This window comes from Streptomyces sp. NPDC057428 (assembly GCF_042803195.1).
Taxonomy (GTDB): domain Bacteria; phylum Actinomycetota; class Actinomycetes; order Streptomycetales; family Streptomycetaceae; genus Streptomyces.
The window spans coordinates 33,093-56,053 of the sequence record NZ_JBHVCT010000039.1 but is presented as its reverse complement, the minus strand read 5'-3'; the positions used below and the strand labels follow the sequence as shown (position 1 = coordinate 56,053).

The 22,961-nt window shown below is 72.1% G+C and carries 16 protein-coding genes; 6 read left to right on the top strand and 10 right to left on the bottom strand.

What is annotated here, in order from left to right:
• Positions 1 to 396: 396 nt before the first annotated feature.
• A complete protein-coding gene (locus tag ACFU5K_RS17375; RefSeq protein WP_384062100.1) occupies positions 397 to 846 on the top strand; it encodes a PTS glucose transporter subunit IIA in 450 nt (149 codons plus the stop codon).
• A 76-nt stretch (positions 847 to 922) separates the two neighbouring features.
• Complete coding sequence (ptsP, locus tag ACFU5K_RS17370) at positions 923 to 2,593, top strand: phosphoenolpyruvate--protein phosphotransferase (RefSeq protein ID WP_384062097.1); 1,671 nt, start codon at positions 923 to 925, stop codon at positions 2,591 to 2,593.
• A 93-nt stretch (positions 2,594 to 2,686) separates the two neighbouring features.
• Here the strand turns inward: ptsP and ACFU5K_RS17365 are convergent, their stop codons facing one another.
• Together ACFU5K_RS17365 and ACFU5K_RS17360 are read right to left on the bottom strand one after the other, a co-directional pair.
• Positions 2,687 to 3,601, bottom strand: coding sequence for a hypothetical protein (locus ACFU5K_RS17365; protein WP_384062094.1), 915 nt, complete (start codon positions 3,599 to 3,601; stop codon positions 2,687 to 2,689).
• Between the two features lie 78 nt (positions 3,602 to 3,679).
• On the bottom strand, positions 3,680 to 5,656 hold the full coding sequence (locus ACFU5K_RS17360) for an acetoacetate--CoA ligase (RefSeq protein ID WP_384062093.1): 1,977 nt from the start codon (positions 5,654 to 5,656) through the stop codon (positions 3,680 to 3,682).
• A gap of 223 nt (positions 5,657 to 5,879) precedes the next feature.
• On the opposite strand from ACFU5K_RS17360, the gene ACFU5K_RS17355 reads away from it, so the two are divergent.
• Positions 5,880 to 8,249: a glycoside hydrolase family 31 protein gene (locus tag ACFU5K_RS17355; RefSeq protein ID WP_384062090.1), complete on the top strand. Its 2,370-nt coding sequence runs from the start codon at positions 5,880 to 5,882 to the stop codon at positions 8,247 to 8,249.
• 72 nt (positions 8,250 to 8,321) lie between these two features.
• Here ACFU5K_RS17355 and ACFU5K_RS17350 read toward each other — a convergent pair whose 3' ends face one another.
• Positions 8,322 to 8,819 (bottom strand): NUDIX domain-containing protein, encoded by a 498-nt coding sequence (locus tag ACFU5K_RS17350; RefSeq protein WP_384062087.1) that lies wholly within the window; start codon positions 8,817 to 8,819, stop codon positions 8,322 to 8,324.
• 60 nt (positions 8,820 to 8,879) lie between these two features.
• Here ACFU5K_RS17350 and ACFU5K_RS17345 point away from each other — a divergent pair, with 60 nt between their 5' ends.
• Entirely contained in the window at positions 8,880 to 9,686 is an 807-nt protein-coding gene (locus ACFU5K_RS17345) for a M15 family metallopeptidase (protein ID WP_384062085.1), read from the top strand.
• A 123-nt stretch (positions 9,687 to 9,809) separates the two neighbouring features.
• On the top strand, positions 9,810 to 10,157 hold the full coding sequence (locus ACFU5K_RS17340) for an Mpo1-like protein (protein ID WP_384062082.1): 348 nt from the start codon (positions 9,810 to 9,812) through the stop codon (positions 10,155 to 10,157).
• Positions 10,158 to 10,299: 142 nt separating this feature from the next.
• Here the strand turns inward: ACFU5K_RS17340 and ACFU5K_RS17335 are convergent, their stop codons facing one another.
• Genes ACFU5K_RS17335 through ACFU5K_RS17320 form a run of 4 tightly spaced genes read right to left on the bottom strand, consistent with a single transcriptional unit; the run spans position 10,300 to position 14,559 of the window.
• Positions 10,300 to 10,905, bottom strand: a complete 606-nt coding sequence (locus ACFU5K_RS17335) for an ATP/GTP-binding protein (RefSeq protein WP_384062079.1) — start codon at positions 10,903 to 10,905, stop codon at positions 10,300 to 10,302.
• Positions 10,886 to 11,323, bottom strand: a complete 438-nt coding sequence (locus ACFU5K_RS17330) for a DUF742 domain-containing protein (RefSeq protein WP_384062076.1) — start codon at positions 11,321 to 11,323, stop codon at positions 10,886 to 10,888. The genes ACFU5K_RS17335 and ACFU5K_RS17330 overlap by 20 nt, the downstream gene beginning before the upstream one ends.
• Positions 11,324 to 11,332: 9 nt before the next feature.
• Complete coding sequence (locus ACFU5K_RS17325) at positions 11,333 to 11,776, bottom strand: roadblock/LC7 domain-containing protein (RefSeq protein ID WP_384062074.1); 444 nt, start codon at positions 11,774 to 11,776, stop codon at positions 11,333 to 11,335.
• Complete coding sequence (locus tag ACFU5K_RS17320; RefSeq protein ID WP_384062072.1) at positions 11,773 to 14,559, bottom strand: nitrate- and nitrite sensing domain-containing protein; 2,787 nt, start codon at positions 14,557 to 14,559, stop codon at positions 11,773 to 11,775. Before ACFU5K_RS17320 ends, ACFU5K_RS17325 begins: the two co-directional genes overlap by 4 nt.
• A 508-nt stretch (positions 14,560 to 15,067) precedes the next feature.
• Here ACFU5K_RS17320 and ACFU5K_RS17315 point away from each other — a divergent pair.
• Positions 15,068 to 15,532 carry a hypothetical protein gene (locus ACFU5K_RS17315; RefSeq protein WP_384062069.1) on the top strand — a complete coding sequence of 155 codons (465 nt, stop codon included), beginning with the start codon at positions 15,068 to 15,070 and terminating at the stop codon, positions 15,530 to 15,532.
• Positions 15,533 to 15,550: 18 nt separating this feature from the next.
• On the opposite strand, the gene ACFU5K_RS17310 is transcribed toward ACFU5K_RS17315, so the two are convergent.
• The 3 genes from ACFU5K_RS17310 to ACFU5K_RS17300 form a co-directional block, all read right to left on the bottom strand.
• Positions 15,551 to 20,290: a hypothetical protein gene (locus ACFU5K_RS17310; protein ID WP_384062066.1), complete on the bottom strand. Its 4,740-nt coding sequence runs from the start codon at positions 20,288 to 20,290 to the stop codon at positions 15,551 to 15,553.
• 66 nt (positions 20,291 to 20,356) lie between these two features.
• A complete protein-coding gene (locus tag ACFU5K_RS17305) occupies positions 20,357 to 21,268 on the bottom strand; it encodes a hypothetical protein (RefSeq protein WP_384062063.1) in 912 nt (303 codons plus the stop codon).
• 67 nt (positions 21,269 to 21,335) lie between these two features.
• Positions 21,336 to 22,862 (bottom strand): hypothetical protein, encoded by a 1,527-nt coding sequence (locus ACFU5K_RS17300; RefSeq protein ID WP_384062061.1) that lies wholly within the window; start codon positions 22,860 to 22,862, stop codon positions 21,336 to 21,338.
• Between the last annotated feature and the right edge of the window lie 99 nt (positions 22,863 to 22,961).

The following is a 22,961-nucleotide window of genomic DNA, read 5'->3' as shown; positions in this document are numbered from 1 at the left end:
CGTGTCCGATTCCCGGTCGAAGCGGGTTACTACTTGTTCCGCTTTCCAGTTCTTCGCTTTCGCGTTTCCCTTTCCGGCGAGTCCGACTCTATCAGGCCTTTTCCCTCTCCCTTGACCACGGTCTCGCAGGCATGCGAAAACACGATCACGGTTTGAGTCTGGGTTCTGGAGTCGCTGCCGACCCCGGACGTGAAGTCTTGGTGGGGTCAAGGCAGGGGTACGACAGTACAGGCCGCTGTGAGGCGAGGCAAATCGTTTCCTGAGCGCCCCCAGGCCGGTCAACCGGTAGCTGTCGGGCGGAACCGGGACTTCATATGACTTACGCTGCTGATCAGTACGCCGTCCTCCATCAGCCATGGCGGCGACCTACGGATCCCCACCCCCTGGAGGCCCTCCATGACCACCGTGACGTCCCCTCTCGCCGGCCGCGTTATCGGGCTCACCGCGGTTCCCGACCCCGTGTTCTCCGGCGCGATGGTCGGGCCCGGTACCGCCATCGATCCCGTGCGCGAGCCTTCCGAGGCCGTCTCGCCGGTCGATGGAATCGTCGTCTCCCTTCACCCGCACGCGTTCGTCGTCGTCGATGACGAAGGCCATGGCGTGCTGACCCACCTGGGGATCGACACCGTGCAGCTCAACGGCCAGGGCTTCGAGCTCCTCGTCAACAAGGGGGACACGGTCACACGCGGTCAGGGCATCGTGCGCTGGGACCCGGCAGGGGTGGAGGCCGCCGGCAAATCCGCGATCTGCCCGGTCGTCGCCCTGGAGGCCACGGCCGAATCCCTTTCCGAGGTCCGCGATGACGGCGACGTGAAGATCGGCGACACGCTTTTCGGCTGGCAGTGACAACCCCATAGCAATAGCAAGGCCAGTTGGGCGACCACTGCGGTGGCACGACCACCGCACGACCGGAGACGGTGAGATGGAGACAACGCTGCGAGGCGTCGGCGTGAGCCACGGTGTGGCGATCGGCGAAGTCAGGCATATGGGTACGGCGGTTCTCGAGCCCCCGGCCAAGCAGATTCCGGCGGAAGAGGCCGAGCGCGAGCAGGGACGTGCCCGCCAGGCCGTCGAAGCTGTCGCGGCCGACCTCAACGCGCGCGGCAATCTGGCGGGCGGCGAGGCACAGCACGTGCTCGAGGCCCAGGCCATGATGGCGCAGGACCCCGAACTCATCGCCGATGTCGAGCGCCGTATCGCCGTCGGCAGCACCGCCGAGCGCGGTGTGTACGACGCGTTCGCGGCGTACAGGGCTCTGCTGGCCAACGCCGGGGAGTACCTGGCGGGGCGCGTCGCCGACCTGGACGACGTGCGGAACCGGATCGTTGCCCGGCTGCTCGGTGTGCCGATGCCTGGTGTGCCGGACAGCGACGAGCCGTACGTGTTGATCGCGCGTGACCTGGCTCCGGCGGACACGGCCCTGCTCGACCCCACGCTCGTGCTCGGTTTCGTCACCGAGGAGGGTGGGCCCACCAGTCACAGTGCCATTCTCGCGCGAGCGCTCGGGGTTCCGGCCGTCGTGGCCCTTCCCGGGGCCGGCGAGATCGCCGAGGGCACGGTCGTCGCCGTCGACGGCAGCACGGGTGAGATCTTCGTCGAGCCGAGCCCGGAGAAGCGCGCCGAGATGGAGAGCGCCTCCGCCGCGCGCAAAGCGGCTCTGTCGGCGGTGACCGGCCCCGGTGCGACCTCGGACGGTCACAAGGTGCCCCTGCTCGCCAATGTCGGCGGTCCCGCCGACGTGCCCGCAGCGGTCGAGGCCGGTGCCGAGGGCGTCGGGCTGTTCCGGACGGAGTTCCTGTTCCTGGACGACAGCAAGCAGGCTCCTTCCGAGGAGAAGCAGGTCGAGGCGTACCGTGCGGTGCTGGAGGCGTTCCCCGAGGGACGCGTCGTCGTGCGGGTCCTGGACGCGGGCGCGGACAAGCCGCTGGAATTCCTGACTCCGGCCGACGAGCCGAACCCCGCGTTGGGTGTGCGTGGTCTGCGCAGCCTGCTGGACCACCCCGATGTGCTGCGGACCCAGTTGACCGCCCTCGCGCGGGCGGCAGACGGGCTTCCCGTCTATCTGGAGGTCATGGCGCCGATGGTCGCCGACCGTGCGGACGCCAAGGCGTTCGCCGACGCGTGCCGCGAGGCGGGTCTACAGGCGAAGTTCGGGGCGATGGTGGAGATTCCGTCCGCCGCGCTCAGGGCACGCTCGATCCTGCAGGAGGTGGAGTTCCTGTCGCTGGGTACCAACGACCTGGCGCAGTACACCTTCGCAGCCGACCGACAGGTGGGCGCCGTCTCCCGGCTGCAGGACCCGTGGCAGCCGGCGCTGCTCGACCTGGTGGCCCTGTCCGCAGACGCCGCCAGGGCGGAGGGCAAGAGCTGCGGTGTCTGCGGTGAAGCCGCTTCGGACCCTCTGCTGGCATGTGTGCTGACCGGTCTGGGTGTCACCTCCCTGTCGATGGGTGCCGCGTCCATCCCCTACGTACGGGCGACGCTTTCGAAGCACACGCTCGCGCAGTGCGAGCGTGCGGCGTCGGCCGCACGCGCCGCGGACTCCGCCGAAGAGGCGCGCCTCGCGGCGCAGGCGGTGCTGTCGGGCGAGTGACGTGCGCCGGCTCGCTGGGGCGGGCCGGGTCGTGAAGGGGTTCCCACCGTGGGCGGTGGGAACCCCTTCGTGCTTCATTCAGCGGTGCTTCATTCAGCGGTGCGCCTCGGGTTCGTCGGCGCCGAGGTCGAATCCCGCGCAGTACTCGACGCCCGACTCGGGCGGGACCGGCTCGCCGGTGTCGGCGTCGGTGCAGTAGGCGCTGAAGACCTCGCCGGCCGTGAGCGGAAGGAGGCTGCCGCGCTGCAGACGCCACCCGTGCACCCGGTCCGGGGTGTCGGGCGCGGTGGTGCGCAGGACGACGCCGCCCGGTGTCTCGAGAGCCACGCCGACGGCGAGCACGGTGACGAACTCAGCTCCCTCGGACGCCTCGATGCCGGCCGGACCATCGGTGTCCCGCGAGGTGCGGAGCACGGCGAGGAGTTGTTCCGACTGCGCCGGCGTACTGCATACGACGTGGTGGGTGCCCGGGCCCGCGGTGTCCAGGAGCCGCATGAGGAGGTGTGACGCCCGGTCGAAGGCGGCTCTGCCGATGTCCTGCCCGCAGTCGGCGCAGTCCCCCAGGTCGGCCAGCAGCATCGTGGCGTACTCCCAGGTCGCCCGGCGGACGGCCCGTGAGACCAGGACGGGGATCAGGGTGTCCATGTGCTGGCCGGTGTACTCCACGGTGGGGCCGGCCGCGGCGATCTCGGCGGTGAAGCGGCTACGGCTCGCGTGCGCGTCGGGTTCGAGGCCGGATTCGGTGCAGAAGTCGGCGTAGTCCTCGGGGTCGAAGAGGGCGACGGTGGTGTGCTTCCCCTGCGCCGCGAGTGACCGGAGGAGCCCTTCGATCTGCCGCAGGTAGACCGCGTGGTCGTCGAAGGTGAAGCTCCGGTAGCGGCACATCGCCGCGAAGTCCTCGGGGTCGACCAGGAGGCCGACGGTACTGGGTGCTTCGCGGCGGAGCGCTCGTCGCATGGACGTGTCGGAGCGTTGCCGGATGCGCTTGATCTGCTTGGTGTGCGCCATGAGTCCCCCTGTGCGCTGTCGATCGATGCTCACTCAGCGTAGTCAGGGGGACTGACAACGGGATGCGCCGTCGTCGGATCAGCGGCGTCCGCGGGCCAGCTCCTCGTAGAAGTGGAGCAGTTCGAGGTTGTCGATGGAGCCCGGGTTCACCGCCTTGGACAGCTCCGTGCCCTGGAGCAGCCGCTTGACCGGCACCTCGATGCGCTTGCCGGTGAGGGTGTGCGGGATGCCGGGGACTTCGATGACCTCGTCCGGCACATGGCGCGGGGAGAGGTTCTCGCGGATGGTGCGCTTGATGCTGTCGCGGAGGCCGTCGTCGAGCGTGGCGCCTTCGGCGAGGTGGACGAACAGGGGCATCCAGTAGCCCCCGTCCGGTTCCTCGATGCCGATGACGAGCGACTCGCGGATCTCGGGGAGCCGTTCGACCGCCTCGTAGATGTCCGCGGAACCCATGCGCACCCCCTGCCTGTTGAGGGTGGAGTCCGAGCGGCCGTGGATGACGACCGAGCCCCGGTCGGTGAGGGTGATCCAGTCCCCGTGGCGCCAGACGCCGGGGTACGTGTCGAAGTAGCTGTCGTGGTAGCGGCTGCCGTCGGGGTCGTTCCAGAAGCGGACCGGCATGGAGGGCATGGGTGCGGTGACGACGAGTTCGCCCACCTCGTCCGTCAGCGGCTCACCGTCGGGGTCCCAGGACTGGAGGTCGGTGCCGAGACAGGGCGCCTGCAGTTCGCCGATGTGGACGGGCAGGGTGGGCACCGCGCCGGCGAAGCAGCTGCAGACGTCCGTCCCGCCGCTCACCGAGGCGATCCACAGGTCCTCCGCGACCTCGTCGTGGAGCCAGCGGAAGCCGTCGGGTGGCAGCGGGGAGCCCGTGGTGGCGACGCACTGCACGCGGCTGAGGTCCTGGTCACGGCCGGGGTGGATGCCTGCCTTCCGGCAGGCCATGACGTAGGCGGCGGAGGTGCCGAAGAGGGTCGCGCCGGTCTGTTCGGCGACGCGCCACTGGGCGCCGACGTCCGGGAAGCCCGGGCTGCCGTCGTAGAGCACGACGGTGGTGCCGGTGAGCAGGCCGGAGACGAGGAAGTTCCACATCATCCAGCCGGTGGAGGTGTACCAGAAGAACCGGTCGTCGGGGCCGAGGTCGCAGTGCAGGCCGATCTGCTTGAAGTGTTCGAGGAGGATGCCCCCCTGGGACTGGACGATCGCCTTCGGGAGTCCGGTCGTGCCCGAGGAGTAGAGGACCCAGAGCGGGTGCTCGAAGGCGACCTGCTCGTAGACGGGTTCGGTGTCGGCAGCTGTGAGGGCCGACCATTCGAGGGCGCCGTCCGGCGCGTCCGTGCCGAGCAGTGGGATGTGGACGACCGCGCGCAGCGTGGGCAGTTCGCCACGGAGCTCGGCCACGGTGGCGGTGCGGTCGTGTTCCTTGCCGCCGTAGCGGTAGCCGTCGACGGTGAACAGGACGACGGGTTCGACCTGCTGGAAGCGGTCCAGGACGCTGCGGGCGCCGAAGTCGGGGGCGCACGAGGTCCAGACGCCTCCGACGGCGGCGGTGGCCAGGAACGCGACGACGGCCTGGGGGATGTTGGGCAGGTATCCGCTGACCCGGTCCCCGGGGCGGACGCCGAGGCCGCGCAGTTCCGCCGCGAGCGAGCCCACCTGGCGCCGGAGTTCGTGCCAGCCGACGGACACCTGGGTGTGGGTCTCGTCGACGTACAGCAGGGCGGGAGCGTCGGCGCGGAGCGGGTCGTCGGCGGTGCGCAAGGCGTGTTCCGCGTAGTTGAGGGTGGCACCGGGGAACCACTGTGCGCCGGGCATGGTGCGGTCGCCTAGGACGGCGTCGTAGGGGCTGGAGAAGCGCACGTCGAACCAGTCGGCGACGGCTTGCCAGAAGGTGTCGAGCTCCTCGACCGACCAGCGGTGCAGTGCCGCGTATCCGCCGTCGGCGGGAGCGCCGTAGCGTTCGGCCGCCCATCGCTGGAAACGGGTGACGGCGGCGGCCTCGATGCGCTCGGGCTCGGGCTGCCAGAGGGGGGCGTCGCCGGCTGCTGAGGTCATGGAGGCTCCCTGGCCTTTCGGGGTGTACGCGGGGTGTGCGTGCGTCGCGCGCGCACGGGCTGGGGTGTGCGCGTGAACGGCACTAACGGACGATGCCATGTGATCGTCTTGCGCACCAGGGTCCCCCGGCCATGGTTGCGTGTCCGGCTGTGTGGTGGGGCCACAGGTGAACGGAAGCTGAACGGTGCGCTCTTGTGTGCCGGCTGATGGCAGGGTGACCCGCATGGATGGTCGTGACCTGGTGCGCTCGGTGAGATTGGTCGGTTCCGTGCGGGGGATGCGTGTGGTGCGCTCCGCGTGGCGCCGTCGGCGCGCGGACGCGCGGGCGCTGGCGCCTCGCGGTGCGGAGCGGGCCCGTGTGCCCGGCCTCCTGATGAGTGCGGAGCCCGGGCCGGGCGGTGGTGTGGTGCGGTTCGCTCGCTCGGAGCTGCGGGTCCGGGTGGCGGTGGGCGGTGCGGTGTTCTGGTCGTGGGACGGCGCGGGGCCGCTGCCGTCGTACGCGCTGCCGGGTGACGAGCCGGAGCCGGATGGGCGGGCGCGGCTGGAGCCGGACAAGGACGGTGGCTGGCAGGTGGTGTCGGAGCGTCTGACCGTCGCGGTGTCACGGCACGGCGCGGTGGAACTGCGGACCCCGGGTGGTGTGGTGCTCCGCCGTGACCTGCCGCCGCGCTGGTGGGAGCCTGTGGCGGGGGGCCCGGCCCGGTGGGTGCAGCGGGCCGAGGTGCCCGCCGACGCGCGCTTCTTCGGACTGGGCGGCCGGGCCTGCGGTCCGAGGCTGAGGGAAGGCACGTACCGCCTGTGGAACACCGATCCCGGCGGCCGTTTCGGTCCCGGGGACGACCCGCTGTACCTCACGATGCCGGTGCAGGTGGTGGTCTCGGACGCGGGAACCCATCTGGCGTTCCACGACAACTCCTGGTCGGGCCGGGTGACACTCCGGGAGGGCGAGGAGGGGGCGGGCTCCGGGCACGACCGGCCGGGCATGTGCGAGGTGCGGATGGAGGGCGGTCCGCTCCGCTGCTGGGTGGTCGTGGGGACGCCTGCCAGGGTGCTGCGGGGGTGGACGGCGCTGACGGGTGCTCCTGCGCTGCCGCCTTCGTGGGCGCTGGGGCCGCAGCACGCGAGGTGGGGGTTCGGCGGCGAGCAGGAGGTACGGCGGATCGTGGCGGGGTACCGCGAGCGGGGCCTGCCCCTGTCGGTGCTGCATCTGGACATCGACCACTACGACGCGCACCAGGTCTTCACCGTCGACCGGGAGCGGTTCCCGGGGCTGCCGACGCTGGCGAAGGAGCTGTTGGAGGACGGTGTCCGCCTGGTGTCGATCGTCGATCCGGCTGTGCGGGCTTCGCCGGGGAACGCCGTGTTCGACAGCGGCTCGGAGGTCGGCACGCAGGGCGCGTTCGTGCGTGATCCGGCGGGGCGCCCGGTGCTCGGTGAGGTGTGGCCGGGTGAGTGCGTGTATCCGGACTTCACCGATCCGCTGGTGCGGGAGTGGTGGGGCGGGCTGTACGAGGAGCGGCTCGGCCAGGGGTTCTCCGGGGTGTGGCACGACATGAACGAGCCGGTGTCCTTCTCGGACTTCGGGGATCCGTCGCTGCCGCGTTCGGCGCGGCATGCGCTGGAGGGGCGGGGCGGGGACCACCGGGAGGCGCACAATGTGTACGCCCTGACCATGGCGAGGGCCGGGTACGAGGGGCTGCGCCGGCTGCGGCCCGAGGAGCGGCCGTTCCTGTTCTCGCGCTCGGGGTGGGCGGGGATGCAGCGGTACGGCGGTACGTGGTCCGGTGACGTGGCCACGGGGTGGCCTGGTCTTCGGGCTTCGCTGGCGCTGGTTCTGGGGCTCGGTCTCTGCGGGGTCCCGTATTCGGGACCCGACGTCGGCGGCTTCGACGGGTCGCCGTCGCCCGAGCTGTATCTGCGCTGGTTCCAGCTGGGCGCGTATCTGCCGCTGTTCCGTACCCATGCTGCCTTGGACGCGGGGCGCCGGGAGCCGTGGGAGTTCGGGCCGGAGGTGCTCGGCCATGCCAGGGCTGCGCTGGAGGAGCGGGATCGGCTGCACCCGTACTTCGTGACGCTGGCGCACACGGCCCGGCTGACGGGCGCTCCGTATGTGCGGCCCTTGTGGTGGAGCGCGTCGGGGGACCGCGCGCTGCGTGACTGCGAGGACGCGTTCCTGCTGGGCTACGCGCTGCTGGTGGCGCCGGTGTTCGAGGAGGGGGCGGTCCGCCGGACTGTCCGGCTGCCGCCGGGCCGGTGGTACGACACGGCGACCGGGCGGGCGTACGAGGGGCCGGGCCAGATGGTGGTGGACGCGCCGCTCTCACGTGTCCCGGTGCTGGCGCGGGCCGGCGCGGTGATGCCGGTGCGGGGCGCGGACGGGAAGCTGGAACTGGAGGTGTGGGCTCCGTCCCCGGGGCGCACCGGCCGGGGCGTGGTGGTGCGGGACGTGGGCGACGGGTGGGAGCGGGCCGAGGTCGAGCGGTACACGAGTCGGGTCGTGGCCGGCCGCGTGGTCGTCGAACGGGACGGCGAGGAGGACGCGGTGGAGTATCCGGTCCGCGTGCGGGGCCTGCCGGACGCCTCCCCGCGGTGACGACCCGCTAGTCGCCGACAGCCGGCTCACCGGTGGCGACCGTCTCGCTGCCGGCAGCCGGCCGTCGGCGCACTACCGGTATCGGCCGGCGAACCAGGCGCGCACGGCTTCGGTGTGCAGCGGGAAGGCGAGTTCCCCCGGTGCGTGGAGCACGTCGTATCCGGTGGTCTCGTCGGTCGGCACGGAGGGCGGGAGCTCTTCGGCCGGGCGGGCCGGGAGCAGCCCGAAGACGAGCAGGTGGCCGCCCGGCGAGCTGAGGGCGTCGGCGAGGCGTACGTCCGCCTCGTCGGCCGGGATGCCGGTCTCCTCCCGCAGTTCGCGGACGACGGCGTGGCGCCAGTCCTCGGTCCGGTCGATGAAACCGCCGGGAAGCGCGATGCCGCCCACGTGCGGGGGGATGGTGCGGGTGATGACGACGAGGCCGGTGCCGTGCGGCGCGGTGACCGGCAGAAGCGCGACGGCTACGGGAAGCGGATTGCGGTAGGCGGTGTGGCCGCAGGCCGTACAGGTGCGGGGCCAGGTGCCGGCGGCGTACGGGACTCCGCAGTTGCCGCAGTGTGAGTCCTTCACGGGCGGACTGTATCCGATCACTCTTCTCCTGCGGCCCCGAAGCTGATAGACGATGTGCCCATGACAGAAATCTCTCGTGTTGTCCGTGCCCTGACCGCTGCGGGCTCCGCCCTGCTCGCTGTGGCGGCGGCCGCCCCCGTGGCGGCGGCCGCCCCCGAACCCAAGGCTCCTTCGGAGTTTGTCGACCTCCGCTCCGTCGATCCGACGATCATCACGGAGATGCGTTACACCACCGCGCACAACTTCATGGGCGAGCCGGTGGACGGCTACCGGCAGCCCGTCTGCATCCTGACCCGCCCCGCGGCCCGCGCGCTTCGAACAGCCCAGCGGAGCCTGCTGCGCCAGGGGTACTCGCTCAAGGTCTACGACTGCTACCGGCCGCAGCGCGCGGTGGACCACTTCGTGCGCTGGGCGAAGGATCTCGACGACCAGGAGATGAAGGGTGAGTTCTATCCGCAGGTGGACAAGACGCGCCTGTTCACGGACGGTTACATCGCGGAGAAGTCCGGTCACAGCCGGGGCGGTACGGTCGACCTCACCCTCGTGAAGCTGCCCGCGCTGCCGACCAGGCCGTACGAGCCGGGCGAGGACCTGGCACCCTGCTCCGGCCCGAAGGCCGAACGCTTCCCAGACAACTCGGTGGACATGGGCACGGGCTACGACTGCTTCGACACCCTGTCGCACACGGACGACCCGCGGATCCTCGGCGCGCAGCGCGCGAACCGGCAGTACCTGCGGAGCACGCTCACCGGCCTGGGCTTCGTGAACCTGGCCGAGGAGTGGTGGCACTTCACCTACAAGCCCGAGGTCTTCCCGGACACCTACTTCGACTTCCCGGTGGCCAGGCGTTCCGTCGCGGGCCACTGACTGCCGCCCTCGCGCGGGGAAACGGGCGACCGGGACCACCCCCGTGGGCTCCGGCCGCCCGTTCATGTTGACGGACGCGGAACTGCCGTATCCGGTTGCCGTCCGAGCCGTTACGGTGCATCCATGCCTCAGCAGACATTCGGATCGTACGAAGAGTTCTGGCCCTATTACGTCGCCATGCACTCCAGGGCCGCGACCCGGTGGGTCCATCTGACCGGGACGCTGACCGGCCTGGCGATCGCCGCCTACGGTCTGGCCCGGGGCCGGAAGCGGTACGCGATGGCGCTGCCGCTGATCGGGTACGGCACGGCGTGGCCGGCGCACTTCCTCATCGAGAAGAACAATCCGGCGACGTTCGGGCACCCTGCGTGGTCCCTCCGGGGCGACGCGCAGATGATCGGGATGATGCTGGCCGGCCGTGACGCGGAACTGGCGGAGACCGCGTCGAAGTGGCTCGCCGAGAACGCCTGACGACCCACCCGGCGCCCAGGGTTGACGGCCCGTCACCTCGGGTGAAGACTCCTTCCACGCCCGCTGCGGGGCCGACCCGCACGCGCGGCCCGTACCCCGGTCGGCGGGGGTACGGGCCGCGTTCCGTGCGGTCGTCCGGGCGTCACGTCCTGGCGGGTTCCCTGAGCCGGTCGGCGCGGGCCAGGGCGTTCTCGACGACCGCGACCAGCACGTCCCGTACGGACAACCGGTCACGCGCGTCGCAGAGCAGCACGGGCACCTCGGGGTCGAGGTCCAGCGCCGCCCGCACCGTCTCGGTGGGGAACTGCCCGGCACCGTCGAACAGGTTGACGGCCACCGTGAACGGAATGCCGCGGCGCTCGAAGTAGTCGACCGCGGCGAAGCAGTCCTCCAGCCTGCGGGTGTCGACGAGGACCACCGCCCCCAGGGCTCCCAGGGCCAGCTCGTCCCACAGGAACCAGAAACGGTCCTGCCCCGGCGTGCCGAAGAGGTAGAGGACCAGGTCCTCGCGCAGTGTGATGCGGCCGAAATCCATGGCCACGGTGGTGGTGTTCTTGCTCTCGACCCCGGCGACGTCGTCGACGGGGCGGCCCGCCTCGCTCAGCCGCTCCTCCGTGCGCAGTGGTCTGATCTCGCTGACCGCCCCCACGAGGGTCGTCTTGCCCACACCGAAGCCGCCCGCTACCAGTATTTTCAGGGTGACGGGCTCGACGGGCCGCTTCTTGCGGCTAGAGCGCCCGAAGGCCATTGATCACCTCGCGGAGAATGTTCACGTCCGGCAGCTCAGCCGGTGGAACGGGACGGGTGACGTGCACCAGTTCGTCCTCGACGAGGTCACCGACCAGGACCCTGACCACCCCGACGGGGAGGTCGAGGCCGGAGGCGAGTTCGGCGATGGACTGGGGCATGTCGCTGCACAGTTCGACGATCTCCACGTGCTCCGGGGAGAGCGTCTGGTCCCGGCCGGGATCGTCGGCCGCCGGTTCGGGGACGACGATCGCGATCAGGTCGAGACGGTGACGGGTGGCACTGCTGGTACGCCCCCGGGTCATCGCGTAGGGCCGGACCACCGGCCCCGCTTCGGCGTCGTACCAGCGCGAGGCGCCCGCTCCGGCGCTTGGGGGCGGTGTTCCGGACGCGGCGTACCGGGAGGAGTCGGCGCTCATGCCCTGCCCTCACCCTCCGGCGGGCATACCGGTGGTCCGGGGGGCATTGGCCAGGTGGGCGCCGACGCGCTTGACCATGAGGGTCATCTCGTACGCGACCTGGCCGACGTCCGAGTCCGCGTCGGCCAGGACGGCGAGACAGCTGCCGTCGCCGGCGGCCGTGACGAACAGGAAGGCCTCGTCGAGCTCGACGACGGTCTGCCGTACCCGGCCCGCCTCGAAGTGGCGGCCGACGCCCTTGGCGAGGCTGTGGAACCCGGAGGCGACGGCCGCCAGATGCTCGCTGTCCTCTCGGGTGAGGTCCTGTGACGTGCCGGTGGCGAGACCGTCGCTGGAGAGGACCAGCGCCTTGCGGATGCTCGCGACGCGCTCGACGAGCTCGTCGAGGAGCCAGTTGAGCTCGCCGGATCCCTGGCGTGCGGCGTTGTGTGCTGCGGCGTTCGGTGCGGTCATCGACCGTCCCCTCCCGGAGTGGTTCCTGGTGCTGTCTCACCGTGGCCGGTCACGTCCTCGGCGTTCTGCCGACGCCCGCGCTGCCAGCCGCGTTGGAGCGAAGCCATGCGATTGCGTACTTCGTCCGCGTCACGTTCGAGGTCGTCGTCGGTTTCGGCGGAAACGATGCCGGGAGCCCGCGCCGCGGAGTCCTCCCGGAGCTGTGGGGCGAGGCTGGCCTGCCGGATCCTCCGTGGGAGCCCGCCCACGGTGTCCGGGGCGGCCGGCCTCGATGCGGTCGTCCCGGGCCGCCCCTGAACGCCCGCGTCCGCGGGGCCGCTCCCCCGGGCACCCGGGACGGTGGTGAACGCGTCGGGGGCCACGGGGTGGGAACAGCCGCCGTCGCCGACTCTGCGGCCCTGGTCCGTGACGAGCGTCGGGGGCTTGCGGCGGGGAAGCGGGACAGGGCCCGATGGCCGCATCGGCCGGACGTCGGCGGAGCGTTGCCCGGCGGGGTCGGACGCCATCTGGTGCTGCTCGCCCTCGGCGGCCCGGCGCAGATCACGGGCCCGGAAGATGCCGCCCCGCTCGCTCTCGGTGTCCTCCAGATCGGACACACCGTCCAGGACGGGGCCGAGTGCCGGATCGAGCGCCCGGTCGAGCGCCGGGTCGTCGGTGAGTTCGAGCGCGCCCACCGGGCCGTCGAGCTCGATGGGGCCGTCGAGGACCGCGGGGTCCGTGAGCCCCGCGGGCACCGGGGCCAGTCCGGCCGGCCTGCCCGGGATGTTCTCGTCGGCGATCCCGTCCCTGCGGGCTTTGTCGCTGCCGGGCACGCGGGAACCGGCCCGGCCACCGCCGATCGCCTTCTCCGCCCGGCGGTCGAGGCGAAAACCCGCGCCACGGGTGTCCGGGGCGTCGGTCAGCAACTGGGACGGGATGAAGACCACGGCGGTGGTGCCCCCGTACGGCGATGTCTGGAGCGACACCCTGACGTTCTGGCGCTGCGCGAGGCGACTGACCACGAAGAGGCCGAGCCTGTCGGTGTCGGACAGTTCGAATTCGGGCGTCTCGGCGAGCCGCAGGTTGGCGTCCAGGAGGACTTCAGGTGCCATCCCGAGCCCCCGGTCGTGGATCTCCAGCGTGAAGCCGTTGGCGACCCGTTCGCCGTGCACCTGCACAGCGGTGTGCGGGGGCGAGAACACCGTGGCGTTCTCCAGCAGTTCCGCGACGAGGTGGGTCAGGTCGGCGACGGCGGGACCGCCCACGCCGATGCGGGGAAGGCGCCTGACCTCGATCCGTTCGTAGTCCTCCACCTCCGCGACCGCGGCCCGCACCACGTCCATCAGCTGGATGGGCTTGCGCCACTGCCGGGACGGTGCCACCCCGGAGAGGATCACGAGGCCTTCCGCGTGGCGGCGCATGCGGGTGGTGAGGTGGTCGAGGCGGAAGAGGTCGGCGAGTTCGTCGCCGTTCTCCGTACGCCGCTCCATGGTGTCCAGGAGCGTCAGCTGACGGTGCAGGAGCACCTGGTTGCGGCGGGCGAGGTTGACGAAGACCTCGGAGACACCGCGTCGCATGTCCGCCTGCTTGACCGCGGCCTCGACGGCGGCCCGCTGGAGGGTGTTGAGCGCCTGCCCGACCTGGCCTATCTCGTCACGCTCGTAACTGAGGTGCGGGGCCTCCGTCTCGACGTCGACGTGTTCGCCGGCGGCCAGCCGCCGCATCACGCTGGGCAGTCGCACTCCGGACACCTCGTGGGCGTCCTTGCGGAGCCGGGAGAGGTCGCGCACCAGATCGCGTCCCACCCGCACGGAGACGAAGACGGAGACGAGCAGGGCGACGAACCCGAGGACACCGGCGACGCCGGCCCTGATCAGGACGCGGTAGCCGGCGGGCCCGGCGCGGTCCTGGAAGCGGTCGGACATCTCCGTACCGTCGTTGGCCAACTGCTCCAGGGCCGGCGAAGCGGCCTCCTGCCAGCGTTCGGCGTCGACGGCACCCGGCTTGGTGAAGGGGCCCGCGGCAATGAGCTTCTGCTCCGCGCTGCGCAGGGGCTCGGAGTCGGGGCTGCTCCAGTACTGCTCCATACGCGCGCGCTCGCTCTCCGGCAGGAGTTCGAGGTTGACGTCGTAGAGGAGGGTACGGCTGGCAGCGAGGTCGGAGACTACACGCAGTTCGGGGGCGCCGAGCCGCCCGGCGACGAGGCCCGACGCGACCAGGGCGTCCTCGCGGGAAAGCATCTCGCGGGCACGGGACACGCCGACCAGGGCGCGGACCTGCTTGTCCATCGAGACGTTCTCCATCTGGTGGAGACCGTTCAGGAAGCGGTAGCAGGGGTCGACGAGGCCGTTGTAGAAGTCGAGCGCCCTGGTGCGGTCGATGGTGCGCTTCTCCACCGATCCGCGCAGCGCGTCCAGCCCGTCGACCTCACCGAGGATCGACTCCAGCCGTGCCTCGGATTCGGGGCTCAGTTCGTCGCGGACGTCACCGCTCTGCGCGCTCAGCCGGACATCGGCCACGATCCGGTCCGTCGCCGCGCGCTGACGGCGCAGCAGGGGGAGGGCGTCGGAGGCCCGCGGGTCGGCGAGGTAGACGAGGGTCTGCCGGCGTTCGTCCTGGAGGGCGCGGATGGTGTCCTCGAGAGGGTGCCCGACCTTCTCAACGATGGCGCTCGCGCCCATCAGCTCGTCGGCCTCACGGCCGGTGACGTAGGTGGCGAAGACCCACAGGCCCGTAAGGGAGGCGAGCGGCACCAGGAGCAACGCCACGATCTTCCTGCGGATGGACTTCCCGCGAAAGCGCATGGCCTCCCCCAGCTCGGCCCCGCGTGACGCGGGTGGTTGTGTCAGTGTTCCGGTTGGTGCGGTGTTCCCTGGCTCGCCGGTTGTCCTGTGTTGCCTGTCGCAGTCCGCCGAGCGTGTGCCGGTGTTCCGTCAACAAACGGCGCGAGCCTACTACTGACCTACGGGTAACTCGAAGACGTGTCCGGGCGACTTCCCGCCGCTCAGGCCTGATTTACTCACCGGTTGTCCCGGTATTCCGGGTGAAGAACTTCACGAAAGCGACAGAGAAGCCCTGGCCGGAGACGGTGCATCCGCACAGGGCAGTTGGCTGGAATTCTCCCTTACGTGACCTTTCGGGGCCGGATGGGGCGCACGGCGGGAATCTTCATGTCCCGGCGTTCGTCCAGATGTACGGGGCAGAAGGACCTCACGGGGGTACGTGCGACAGGCAAGAGGCTGCGTCCGAGTAGAACGGGCGCCGACCGGGCAGCCACCCCTGAGTCGGACTGTGGTGGGGAGTTGAAGGTCCTTGGATACGGAAGAGCGCCGGGGGGCAGCGCGGCCGGAACAGCCCGGGACGGCGTCCGGGGAGGCGGGCGGCACGGTCCCGCGGCAGCTGTGGATCGAGGAACCCGCGATACGGCGGAGGATGCCGGATCCGGTGCGTACGGCGGCCGTGCGCGCGGTCCTGATCATGTCGTTGACGGTCATTCAGGCCATGGTGGCCTTCCTGTGCACCCTGGCGGGATCCTGGCTCGCCTTCCCGATGGTGCTGACCGGTGTGGCGGGCACGGTGGTCGCGACGTGGTCGGTGCTGGACGTCTGGGTGACCCGGCAGGTGTGGAACCAGCGCCACGGAGTGGTCTCCGTGCCCGCCAGCACGGCCCGCCGTATGCGCCGGGAGCGCCGGGCGGCCAGGCGCTCGGCCAGGTCGCGGATGCGCGGGGAAGACCGGATACGGCGCCGGGGCGAAGGCCGGCTCTCCCGGGCCTGACCGGCGCCCCGGTCACCGCTACGGCTTCTCGGCCGCCTCGGTGGGACGCGCCGGTGCGCCGGTCATCTCGGAGCGCATCTCCGGAACGGCCGATCCGGCGGCCGCCTGGCCGCTCCCGCTCCGCTTGAACATGCGGGTGGCCGTGATCTCACCGTGGACGGTCTCGCCCTGGGGGTCCTGCTGAGGAAGTCCGGGCCTCAGGTGTTCCTCCACGCTGATGTACTTCAGCCCCGCCCGCAGGTCCGCGTCGTTGCGGAGCCGGATGACGAGCGGGAACTCTGCGAGCGCCGTGGTGTCGAACAGCCCCGTCGTGTAAAGCAGCTGGACCCCCAGCGCGTCCGAGACCGCGCGCTGCAGCTCCAGCAGGTACGTCGCGTTCGCGCGCCCGATGGGGTTGTCGAGGAACAGCGTGCCCGCGTGGCGGTGCCGGTCGCGGCCCCTGTCGTTGCTGCGCAGGGCCGCCATCGTGCAGTACAGCGCGATCGCGGCGGTGAGGAGCTGTCCGCCGGAGAAGACGTCGCCCATCTGCCCGACCGGAACTCGCTCGGCGCGCAGCACCGCGTCCGGCTTGAGGATCTCCACGGCGATGCCCTTGGGCTGCAGCGCCGCCTGCACACCGCGCAGCAGGAGGGACATGCCGTCCCTGCGCAGGTCGGAGTTCTTCTTGAGAGCCGCGTGTGTGGCCTCGTCGATGACCTCGCCGAGCCTCTCGGTCAGCGTGGCCTGGTCGGGTTCCTCGAAGCGGATCCGCAGGAATTCCTGCCCGGACCACTCCCCCAGCCCTTCGGGGAGCTGGGACAGTCGCTGGGCGGAGCGGAGTGTCGTGAGGGCGGAGTCGACGAGGCCCCGGAGCCGGTCGACGATGGAGTCCCGGTTGCGCTCCAGCTGGGCCAGCTCGTCGGTGAGGACGCGCAGCCGGGGTGCGAAGGCCGCCGCCCACCTCTCGGCGTGGTCGGGCAGCGCGGCCGCCGGGAGTTCCCGGATCTGCTGCCGTGCCGGCGTGCGGACCTGCTCGTAGCGTGTGGAGTTGGCGTGCCGCACGAGGATGTCGCTCGCCTCCCGTACGGCTGTCTCAGCGGCGGAGAGGTCGGTTGTGCAGCCGCGCAGGGAACGGCGGGCCTCCGCGGCGGACTGCCTGGCCTCCTCCAGCGTCCCGGCGTACGGGTCGGGCGATCCGGTCTCGTCGTCCGCGCCATGGTCCCTGAGCAGGTCGCGCAGGAGCGCGGCCGTCTCGTCGAAGCCGCCGGCCGAGTCCTCGGCGGTGCGGTGCGCGCTCAGCAGTCCGGCGTGGACGCCTCGCGCGGTGTCCAGCGCCTCGGTGGCGGAGGCCAGTTCGGCAGTGGCCGTGCGCAGCAGGGTCTGGGCCTGTTCCGCGTCGGCGGGGACCATGCCGTCGGGGAGCTCGGTGTGGCGGGACGTCTCGTCGGCGGGGGCGAGGCGCTCGGCCTCACCGCGCAGCCGGCCGAGCTGCTCGCTGGCCGTGGACGCCCGGGTCTCCAGGAGCTGTACGTGGGATTCGGCGCGGGCTGCGGCCGCCTGCCGCGAGGGCCCGTCGGCCCCGTCGGTGCCTTCGAGGAGCTGGGCGGCGCGGGTGCGCACCTTGTTGGTGAGGCGGTCGAGTTCGGCCAGGGCGGCGCTCTCGTCGCTTTCGGCCCGTGCCTGTTCGGCACGCAGGTCGGCGCCGACACCCACCTTCTCGTAGAGCTGCGAGGCGGCGCGGTAGGCCTCGCGCAGCGCGGGAAGGGAAGTGCGGGCGGCCGGGGCCGCCGGCTCGGGGAGGGTTTCCGGGACGCCCGCGATCTCGGCACGCTCGGCGCGCAGGGCGCGCGCGGTGCGGTGGGCGTCGTCCGCGGCGCGCTGGGCCGCCCTGCGGTCCTCGTCTGCGGCGCGGGCCCGCTCCAGGAGGGTGGTGGCGCGCGCCTCGGACTCGGCTGCCTCGTCGGTCAGTTCACGCAGCCGGGCCTGCCAGCCTGCCCGGTCGCGGAGGCGGTGGGCGAGACCGGCGAGCGCGTCTGCGGCGCGGCGGGCCCGCTGGGCGGCTTCCTGCCGCTCGTCGCGGACGCGTGCGGCGTCGGCGGCGGCCTCGTCGGCCTCGGCCCGGACGGTGCGGGCCTCGGCGAGCGTGGCTTCGGCCGTCTGTGCGGTGGACCGGGCGGTGTGTGCGGCCTCGCTGAGCTCACCGAGCATGCCGGGCGGGCAGTCGGCCCGCCAGGAGCCGATGCGGGCAGCGAGGGCGCGATCGGCGGTGAGCCGCGCCGCGAGCGTCCTGATGTCCTCGTCCCGTGCGGCGGCGCGGGCCCTGAGTGCCTGGCGCTCCTCGTCGGCGGCGTGTTCGTCGTGCATCGCCGGGTTCGGCGGCACCAGGAACACGTCGTCGGCCGCGGAACCGCCGGGCGCCGGGACGGGAGCCAGGAGGGCCGCGGTCGTACCGACGGCCACGGCCGACCGGGGCAGCAGGGCGGCGGCGGCGAGCACTTCCCGGGCGCGGGTGTGGGCGTCCGGGGCCGTGATGACGACACCGTCGACCAGTTCGGGGCGCGCGGCCAGCACCGAGGCGTGGTCGGCGGGGTCGACCGCCTGCGCGAGGTAGCGCCAGCCCGGCAGCGCCGGGATGCCGTGCTCACCAAGGTATTCGACGGTTGCGAGCACGTCGGGTCCTGGGGGCAGCAGCCCGCCGTCGCCGAGGGCGCCGAGGATGCGTGAGTCGTCGGCCGCGGCGGTGCGGAGGTCGAAGAGCCTGCGCTCGGCCGCGAAGACGCCTTGGTCGAGGAGGTCCCGCAGTTCGTCGGCGCTGTTGTCGAACTCCTCGGCCGTCAGGTGCCGCACGTCACCACCGGTGGACTCGTGCGCGCCGTGACCGCTCTCCTGTGCACCGGCGGCAGTGAGGGTGCGCGGGACACCGGTGCCGGTGACGGCCGGCAGTCCCAGCAGGTCACCGAGGCGGGGGTCGCCCGCGATCGACTCGGCTGCCCTGCGTTCTGCCTCGTAGGACTGCTCGGCGGCCTGTGCGCCGTCGGCGGCTCGGGCCGCGGCGAGTTCGGCGCGGCTCTCCGCTGCCGCCGCCTCGCGTGCGTGGTCACCGGTGGCGCGGGCGGCCTCCCGTGCGCTGTCCCACGCGGCGACTGCGGCCTTCTCGGCGTCGTTCGCGGCAAGGGCGGCACGGGCCGGGTCGGCGTCCGGCGCGGTGTCGTCGAGCCAGCCGGCCCGTACGGCCTCGGCGGTCTCCTGCTCGACCTCGGCGAGCCGCTGGCGCAGGTGTCCGGCCTCGCTGCGGGCCCGCTGGGCCTCGGTGGCGGCGGTGGTGGCGTCCCGGTGTGCCGTCTCGCCGGTGGCCTGGAGGACCGCGGAGCGCTCCTCCTCCTCGTTCGCCACGCCCTCGCCCGCCTCGGCCGCGGTGTGGAGGGCCCGTACGAGGTCGGCGGCGGCGGTGGCGCGTGCGGCCAGTGCGGGGGCCGCGTCGCGCTCGGCCTCGCGGATGGCGACGGCCACACGGGCGGAGCGGTCGGCGGCGGCGCGGTGGCGCAGGACCGCTTCGGCGGCCTGCCAGGCGGCGTGCAGGGTGCGCGCGTCGCCCAGTTCGCGGCGCTGGGCCGCCGCCGACCGCTCCGCGGCGGTCAGGGCCAGGGAAGCGTGCCGGTAGGCGAGTTCGGCCGCGATCAGGTCACGGTCGCCGCGGGCCGACTCGGCCTCGGTGACGGTGTGGGCGGCGGCGGTGACCTGCTGAGACAGCTCTGCCGTGCGGCGGCGCTCCTCGGCCGCGCGGCCGGAGAGCCTGCGGACCAGGGTCCGGGTGCGACGCTCGGCTCCGGCGTGAACGTCGCGGCTGCGGGCCCGGGTCGCGGTGGCCTCGACGATGCGGCCCAGCAGGTCGACCGAGCCGGCGGTGAAGTCGCATTCGGCGGTAAGTTCGGCCCGGCGGCCGAGCTTGTTGCCGAAGCCGCTGACCAGGTCGGCGAGACCGTCCGTGTCACGGGTGTCGGTGACCGCCCGGAGCAGGAGGTCGGTGAAGTCGGAGTCCTTCTTGACGGCGAAGAGCCCGGCCGCCTCGCCCTCGTCGGCGTTCATCTCCCGCTGGTAGCGAAAGAGTTCGGGGTCGAGCCCCAGGTCGCCGAGGTGCTCGTTCCAGCGGTCGTGGATCTCCTCCCAGTGCACGTCGAGGTGCGGGTAGAACTTGCCCGCGTCCGTCAGTGCGTCGCGGAAGCCCTTCATGGTGCGGCGCCGGCCCCGGGCGCCCGAGACGCCCTCGGCGGGCCGCCCCACCGCCGTGGCCTCGGCGACGGGGAGGCTGTCGAGACTGAGACCCGGCCCGGGACGGAAGGAGTACCAGGCCTCGGCGAACTTGCGGGGGTCGTTGGAGACCTGGCGCCCGCGCCATTCGCTGACCTTGCCGACGACGACGCACTCACCGGTGAGCGTGTGCTGCCATTCCAGGGCGACGTGACCGCAGTCGTCGGCGAGCAGGAACTTGCGCAGGACGCCGGAACTGGCGCCTCCCAGGGTGTTGCGGTGCCCCGGCAGCATCACGGAGAAGATCAGTTTGAGCAGGACGGACTTGCCGCCGCCGTTCTCCAGGAACAGCACACCGGCCGGCGCCGGGCGGCGCGGCGGGCCGACCGGCTCGTCCTCGAAGAACTCCGCCTGCGCCGGAGCAGGGCTGGGTACGGGCCTGCCGACTCCGCGCAGGTCGAGCACGGTGTCGGCGTAACGGGCACCGGCGGGTCCGATGGAGTAGAGGCGGACCCGGGACAACTCGTACATGGCGGCGGACTCTCGTCGTTCAGGCGGCGGGCGGTCAGCTGCGGGGGCAGCGGGCGCGGGGCGGGGTCAGGAGTGGAAGGGAAGACCCGCGTCGGCGGCCAGCTCCAGGCCCTCGGCGTCGGGCGGGGGCAGCAGGGTGGCCGAGCCGTCCGTCACGGGGACGACTCCGAGCTCCAGCAGTTCGGCCATCGCGGCGCTGCCGGCCATGTCGCGCACCTGGAGCTGGTAGCGGGCGGTGGTGCGGTACGCGCCGCCCGCGTCGTCCCCGGTGCGCTGGAGGAAGCCCGAGTCGGTGAGGAAGGCGACGGCCTTGCCGATGATGCCGGTGGTGGATCCGGCGAGCCTGCGGGCGTCCTTGGTCGCCCCGGTGGAGCTTCGGCGGGCGTAGACCCTCCATCCCGACTCCAGGCCGGGGGCGTCGGTGGCGGGGTCCGTGTTGTCGCCCTGCTCCTCGGCGCGTTCCTCCAGTCGCCGGCACGCCTGGCGGACGAAGGCGTCGACGCCGTTGACGGTGATGCGGCCGATGTAGGAGTCGTCGGCCAGGTCCTCGGGCCGGGGGAAGGCCATGGCTGCGACGGCGAGGTGGGCCAGTCCGTGCAGGAAGCGGTCGGCGGAGTCGGAGGACGCGCGCCGGGCGTAGTCACCCATGCGTACGGCGAAGACGGAGTCCTCACCCGCGGTCACGGCCATGCCTGCGCGGGTGGAGACCTCCAGCACGATGAGTCCGAGCCCGGTCGCGACGGCGTCGGCCAGCCGGGCGAAGGCCGGCTCCTCGCGGTAGCGGCGGAGCAGCTCGGTGTACTCGGCGTCGCGGGCGGGCATCAGCTTGGGCTGCAGCCCGAACGAGACCAGCCGGGCGGCGTCGGCCGCGTCGGCGGGTGTCACGGCTGCGGGAGCGGCCGGCCGTGCGGCCTCGGCCGCGTACGTGGACGGCTGATCGCCCCACGCTTCGGTGTGCTCGGCGTGCTGCTCGCTCAACTCGGTGACTCCTCGGTGCGGGTGCCGCGCTCGGGCGGCTTCGGTCGGGTGCTCGGTCCGTGGGCGCTCACGAGGCGTCCTTGCGGTCCGCGGCCATGCCCGCCGCGTCCAGCAGGGCCATGCCCACTATCAGGTCGGCCCCGCCGAATTCGTGGTCCTCCAGGAGCGTGCCGTCGTCGACGGCGAACAACAGCCGGCGCTCGCCCTGGCGATACGCCGTGCCGACCGGCGGACTGGCCGCGTGAACGGCGAGCAGGGCCACCAGATACGGCAGTTCGGGGTCGCGCAGCCGGGCTTCGGCGAGGAGCCCTGAGAGCCGGCGGGGGGCGTCGTGCTCCAGATCGAGCAGTTCCATGGCACTCGCGAGCTGCTCCTCGCTGAACCGGCTGTCGTCCGGGGTGGCGATGAGATCGGGCTCGGGCATCTCGGCCCCCAGGTGCTCCCGTTCCACCGGGGGCGCCAGGAGCAGGTCGACGAGGTCGCCGACACGGACCGAGGTGGGGGTGCGCAGTCCGGTGCCGTGCGCGAAGAACGCGTCCGTGGCCCGGGTGGCCTCCTCGACCGGGAGCGGGAGGAGGGGGACGACGAGCTGGCCGTACAGGTCGAGGCCGGCCTGCGCGGTGGGGGTGGCGAACGCCTGCCGGTCCTGCTCGGCGCGGAACAGCGGACCGGCGTCCAGCAGCCTGGACTGCAGCTGGGTGTGCCGGCGGATGCAGTCCTTCACGATGTCGACGAGCTCCGCTGCGCGGCGCTTGTTCTCGGGCTCCTCTGCCTCGTCCCTGGCCTTGCGGATGTTGGTGAGGATCGCGTTCTCGTGGCGGTAGCGGTCGGCGACGTGGTCCAGCGCCTCGGCGATCATGTCCGGGACGGCGTTGAGCCAGTCCACCGCACGGACGTTTCGACGGGTCGCGTCCAGCGTCCTGCGGAGCGTCTCGGCGTACTGCACGGTGCGGTAGCGGGCCTGCTCGGCCGCGAGCTGGGCGTCGGCGAGGCGGCCCCGGCTGATGAGGACATCCAGCTTCACCTCGGCGGCGATCTGGGCGCTGGTGACGTCCGTGTCCAGGGCGCCGACCAGGACGTTCACCGCCTCGTCGGTGGCGCGGAGGTAGACGGTCCCGCCGTGGCCGGGCACTTCCTCGACGAGCTTGAAGTCGTAGTCCCTGCGGACGTAGACGCCGTCCGGCCCGAAGGTGCCGTAGACGGCCCGGAAGCCGCGGTCCACGCTCCCGACGTTGATCAGGTTCTCCAGCACCCAGCGGGCGACCCGCTCGTGCTCGGTGACCGGCCGGCGCGGGGCCTGGGCCGCGACCCTGGGGAGCAGCCTTGCCACTATCTGGTCGTGGTCGGCCCCGGTGTCGAAGTCCATGTTGAGGGTGACCAGGTCGATCGCGGCGAGGGCGACTTCGGCCATCGCGTAGACCGTGTACTCGCCGGCCAGATTCGCTTTGCGTACGTCGAGGTCGTGCAGCGGGGCGGTGCAGGCGAGCGCGCGCAGCCGACGCGAGAGCCCCTCGTCGGCGGCGGGGCCCGGGGCGGGCCTCGGTCCCCCGCTGAGCTGGGGCGCAGCACTGAAGGTGTCGGCAGGCGAAGTCACGCTGCACAGATTAGGTCCTCGCACCGACAACGGTCGAAACGGCGCAGAAGCGACCGGTCACCCGAGCCGGTGAACGCCCCTCCCGATCTGCCACCGGCG

Bases quoted from the DNA above. Each gene is read 5' to 3' on its own strand.
- ACFU5K_RS17335 (WP_384062079.1), bottom strand. From the start codon at position 10,905: ATGGCCTTCGGGCGCTCTAGCCGCAAGAAGCGGCCCGTCGAGCCCGTC.
- ACFU5K_RS17340 (WP_384062082.1), top strand. From the start codon at position 9,810: ATGCCTCAGCAGACATTCGGATCGTACGAAGAGTTCTGGCCCTATTAC.
- ACFU5K_RS17360 (WP_384062093.1), bottom strand. From the start codon at position 5,656: ATGACCTCAGCAGCCGGCGACGCCCCCCTCTGGCAGCCCGAGCCCGAG.
- ACFU5K_RS17365 (WP_384062094.1), bottom strand. From the start codon at position 3,601: ATGGCGCACACCAAGCAGATCAAGCGCATCCGGCAACGCTCCGACACG.
- ACFU5K_RS17320 (WP_384062072.1), bottom strand. From the start codon at position 14,559: ATGCGCTTTCGCGGGAAGTCCATCCGCAGGAAGATCGTGGCGTTGCTC.
- ACFU5K_RS17325 (WP_384062074.1), bottom strand. From the start codon at position 11,776: ATGACCGCACCGAACGCCGCAGCACACAACGCCGCACGCCAGGGATCC.
- ACFU5K_RS17330 (WP_384062076.1), bottom strand. From the start codon at position 11,323: ATGAGCGCCGACTCCTCCCGGTACGCCGCGTCCGGAACACCGCCCCCA.
- ACFU5K_RS17355 (WP_384062090.1), top strand. From the start codon at position 5,880: ATGGATGGTCGTGACCTGGTGCGCTCGGTGAGATTGGTCGGTTCCGTG.
- ACFU5K_RS17310 (WP_384062066.1), bottom strand. From the start codon at position 20,290: ATGTACGAGTTGTCCCGGGTCCGCCTCTACTCCATCGGACCCGCCGGT.
- ACFU5K_RS17375 (WP_384062100.1), top strand. From the start codon at position 397: ATGACCACCGTGACGTCCCCTCTCGCCGGCCGCGTTATCGGGCTCACC.
- ptsP (WP_384062097.1), top strand. From the start codon at position 923: ATGGAGACAACGCTGCGAGGCGTCGGCGTGAGCCACGGTGTGGCGATC.
- ACFU5K_RS17345 (WP_384062085.1), top strand. From the start codon at position 8,880: ATGACAGAAATCTCTCGTGTTGTCCGTGCCCTGACCGCTGCGGGCTCC.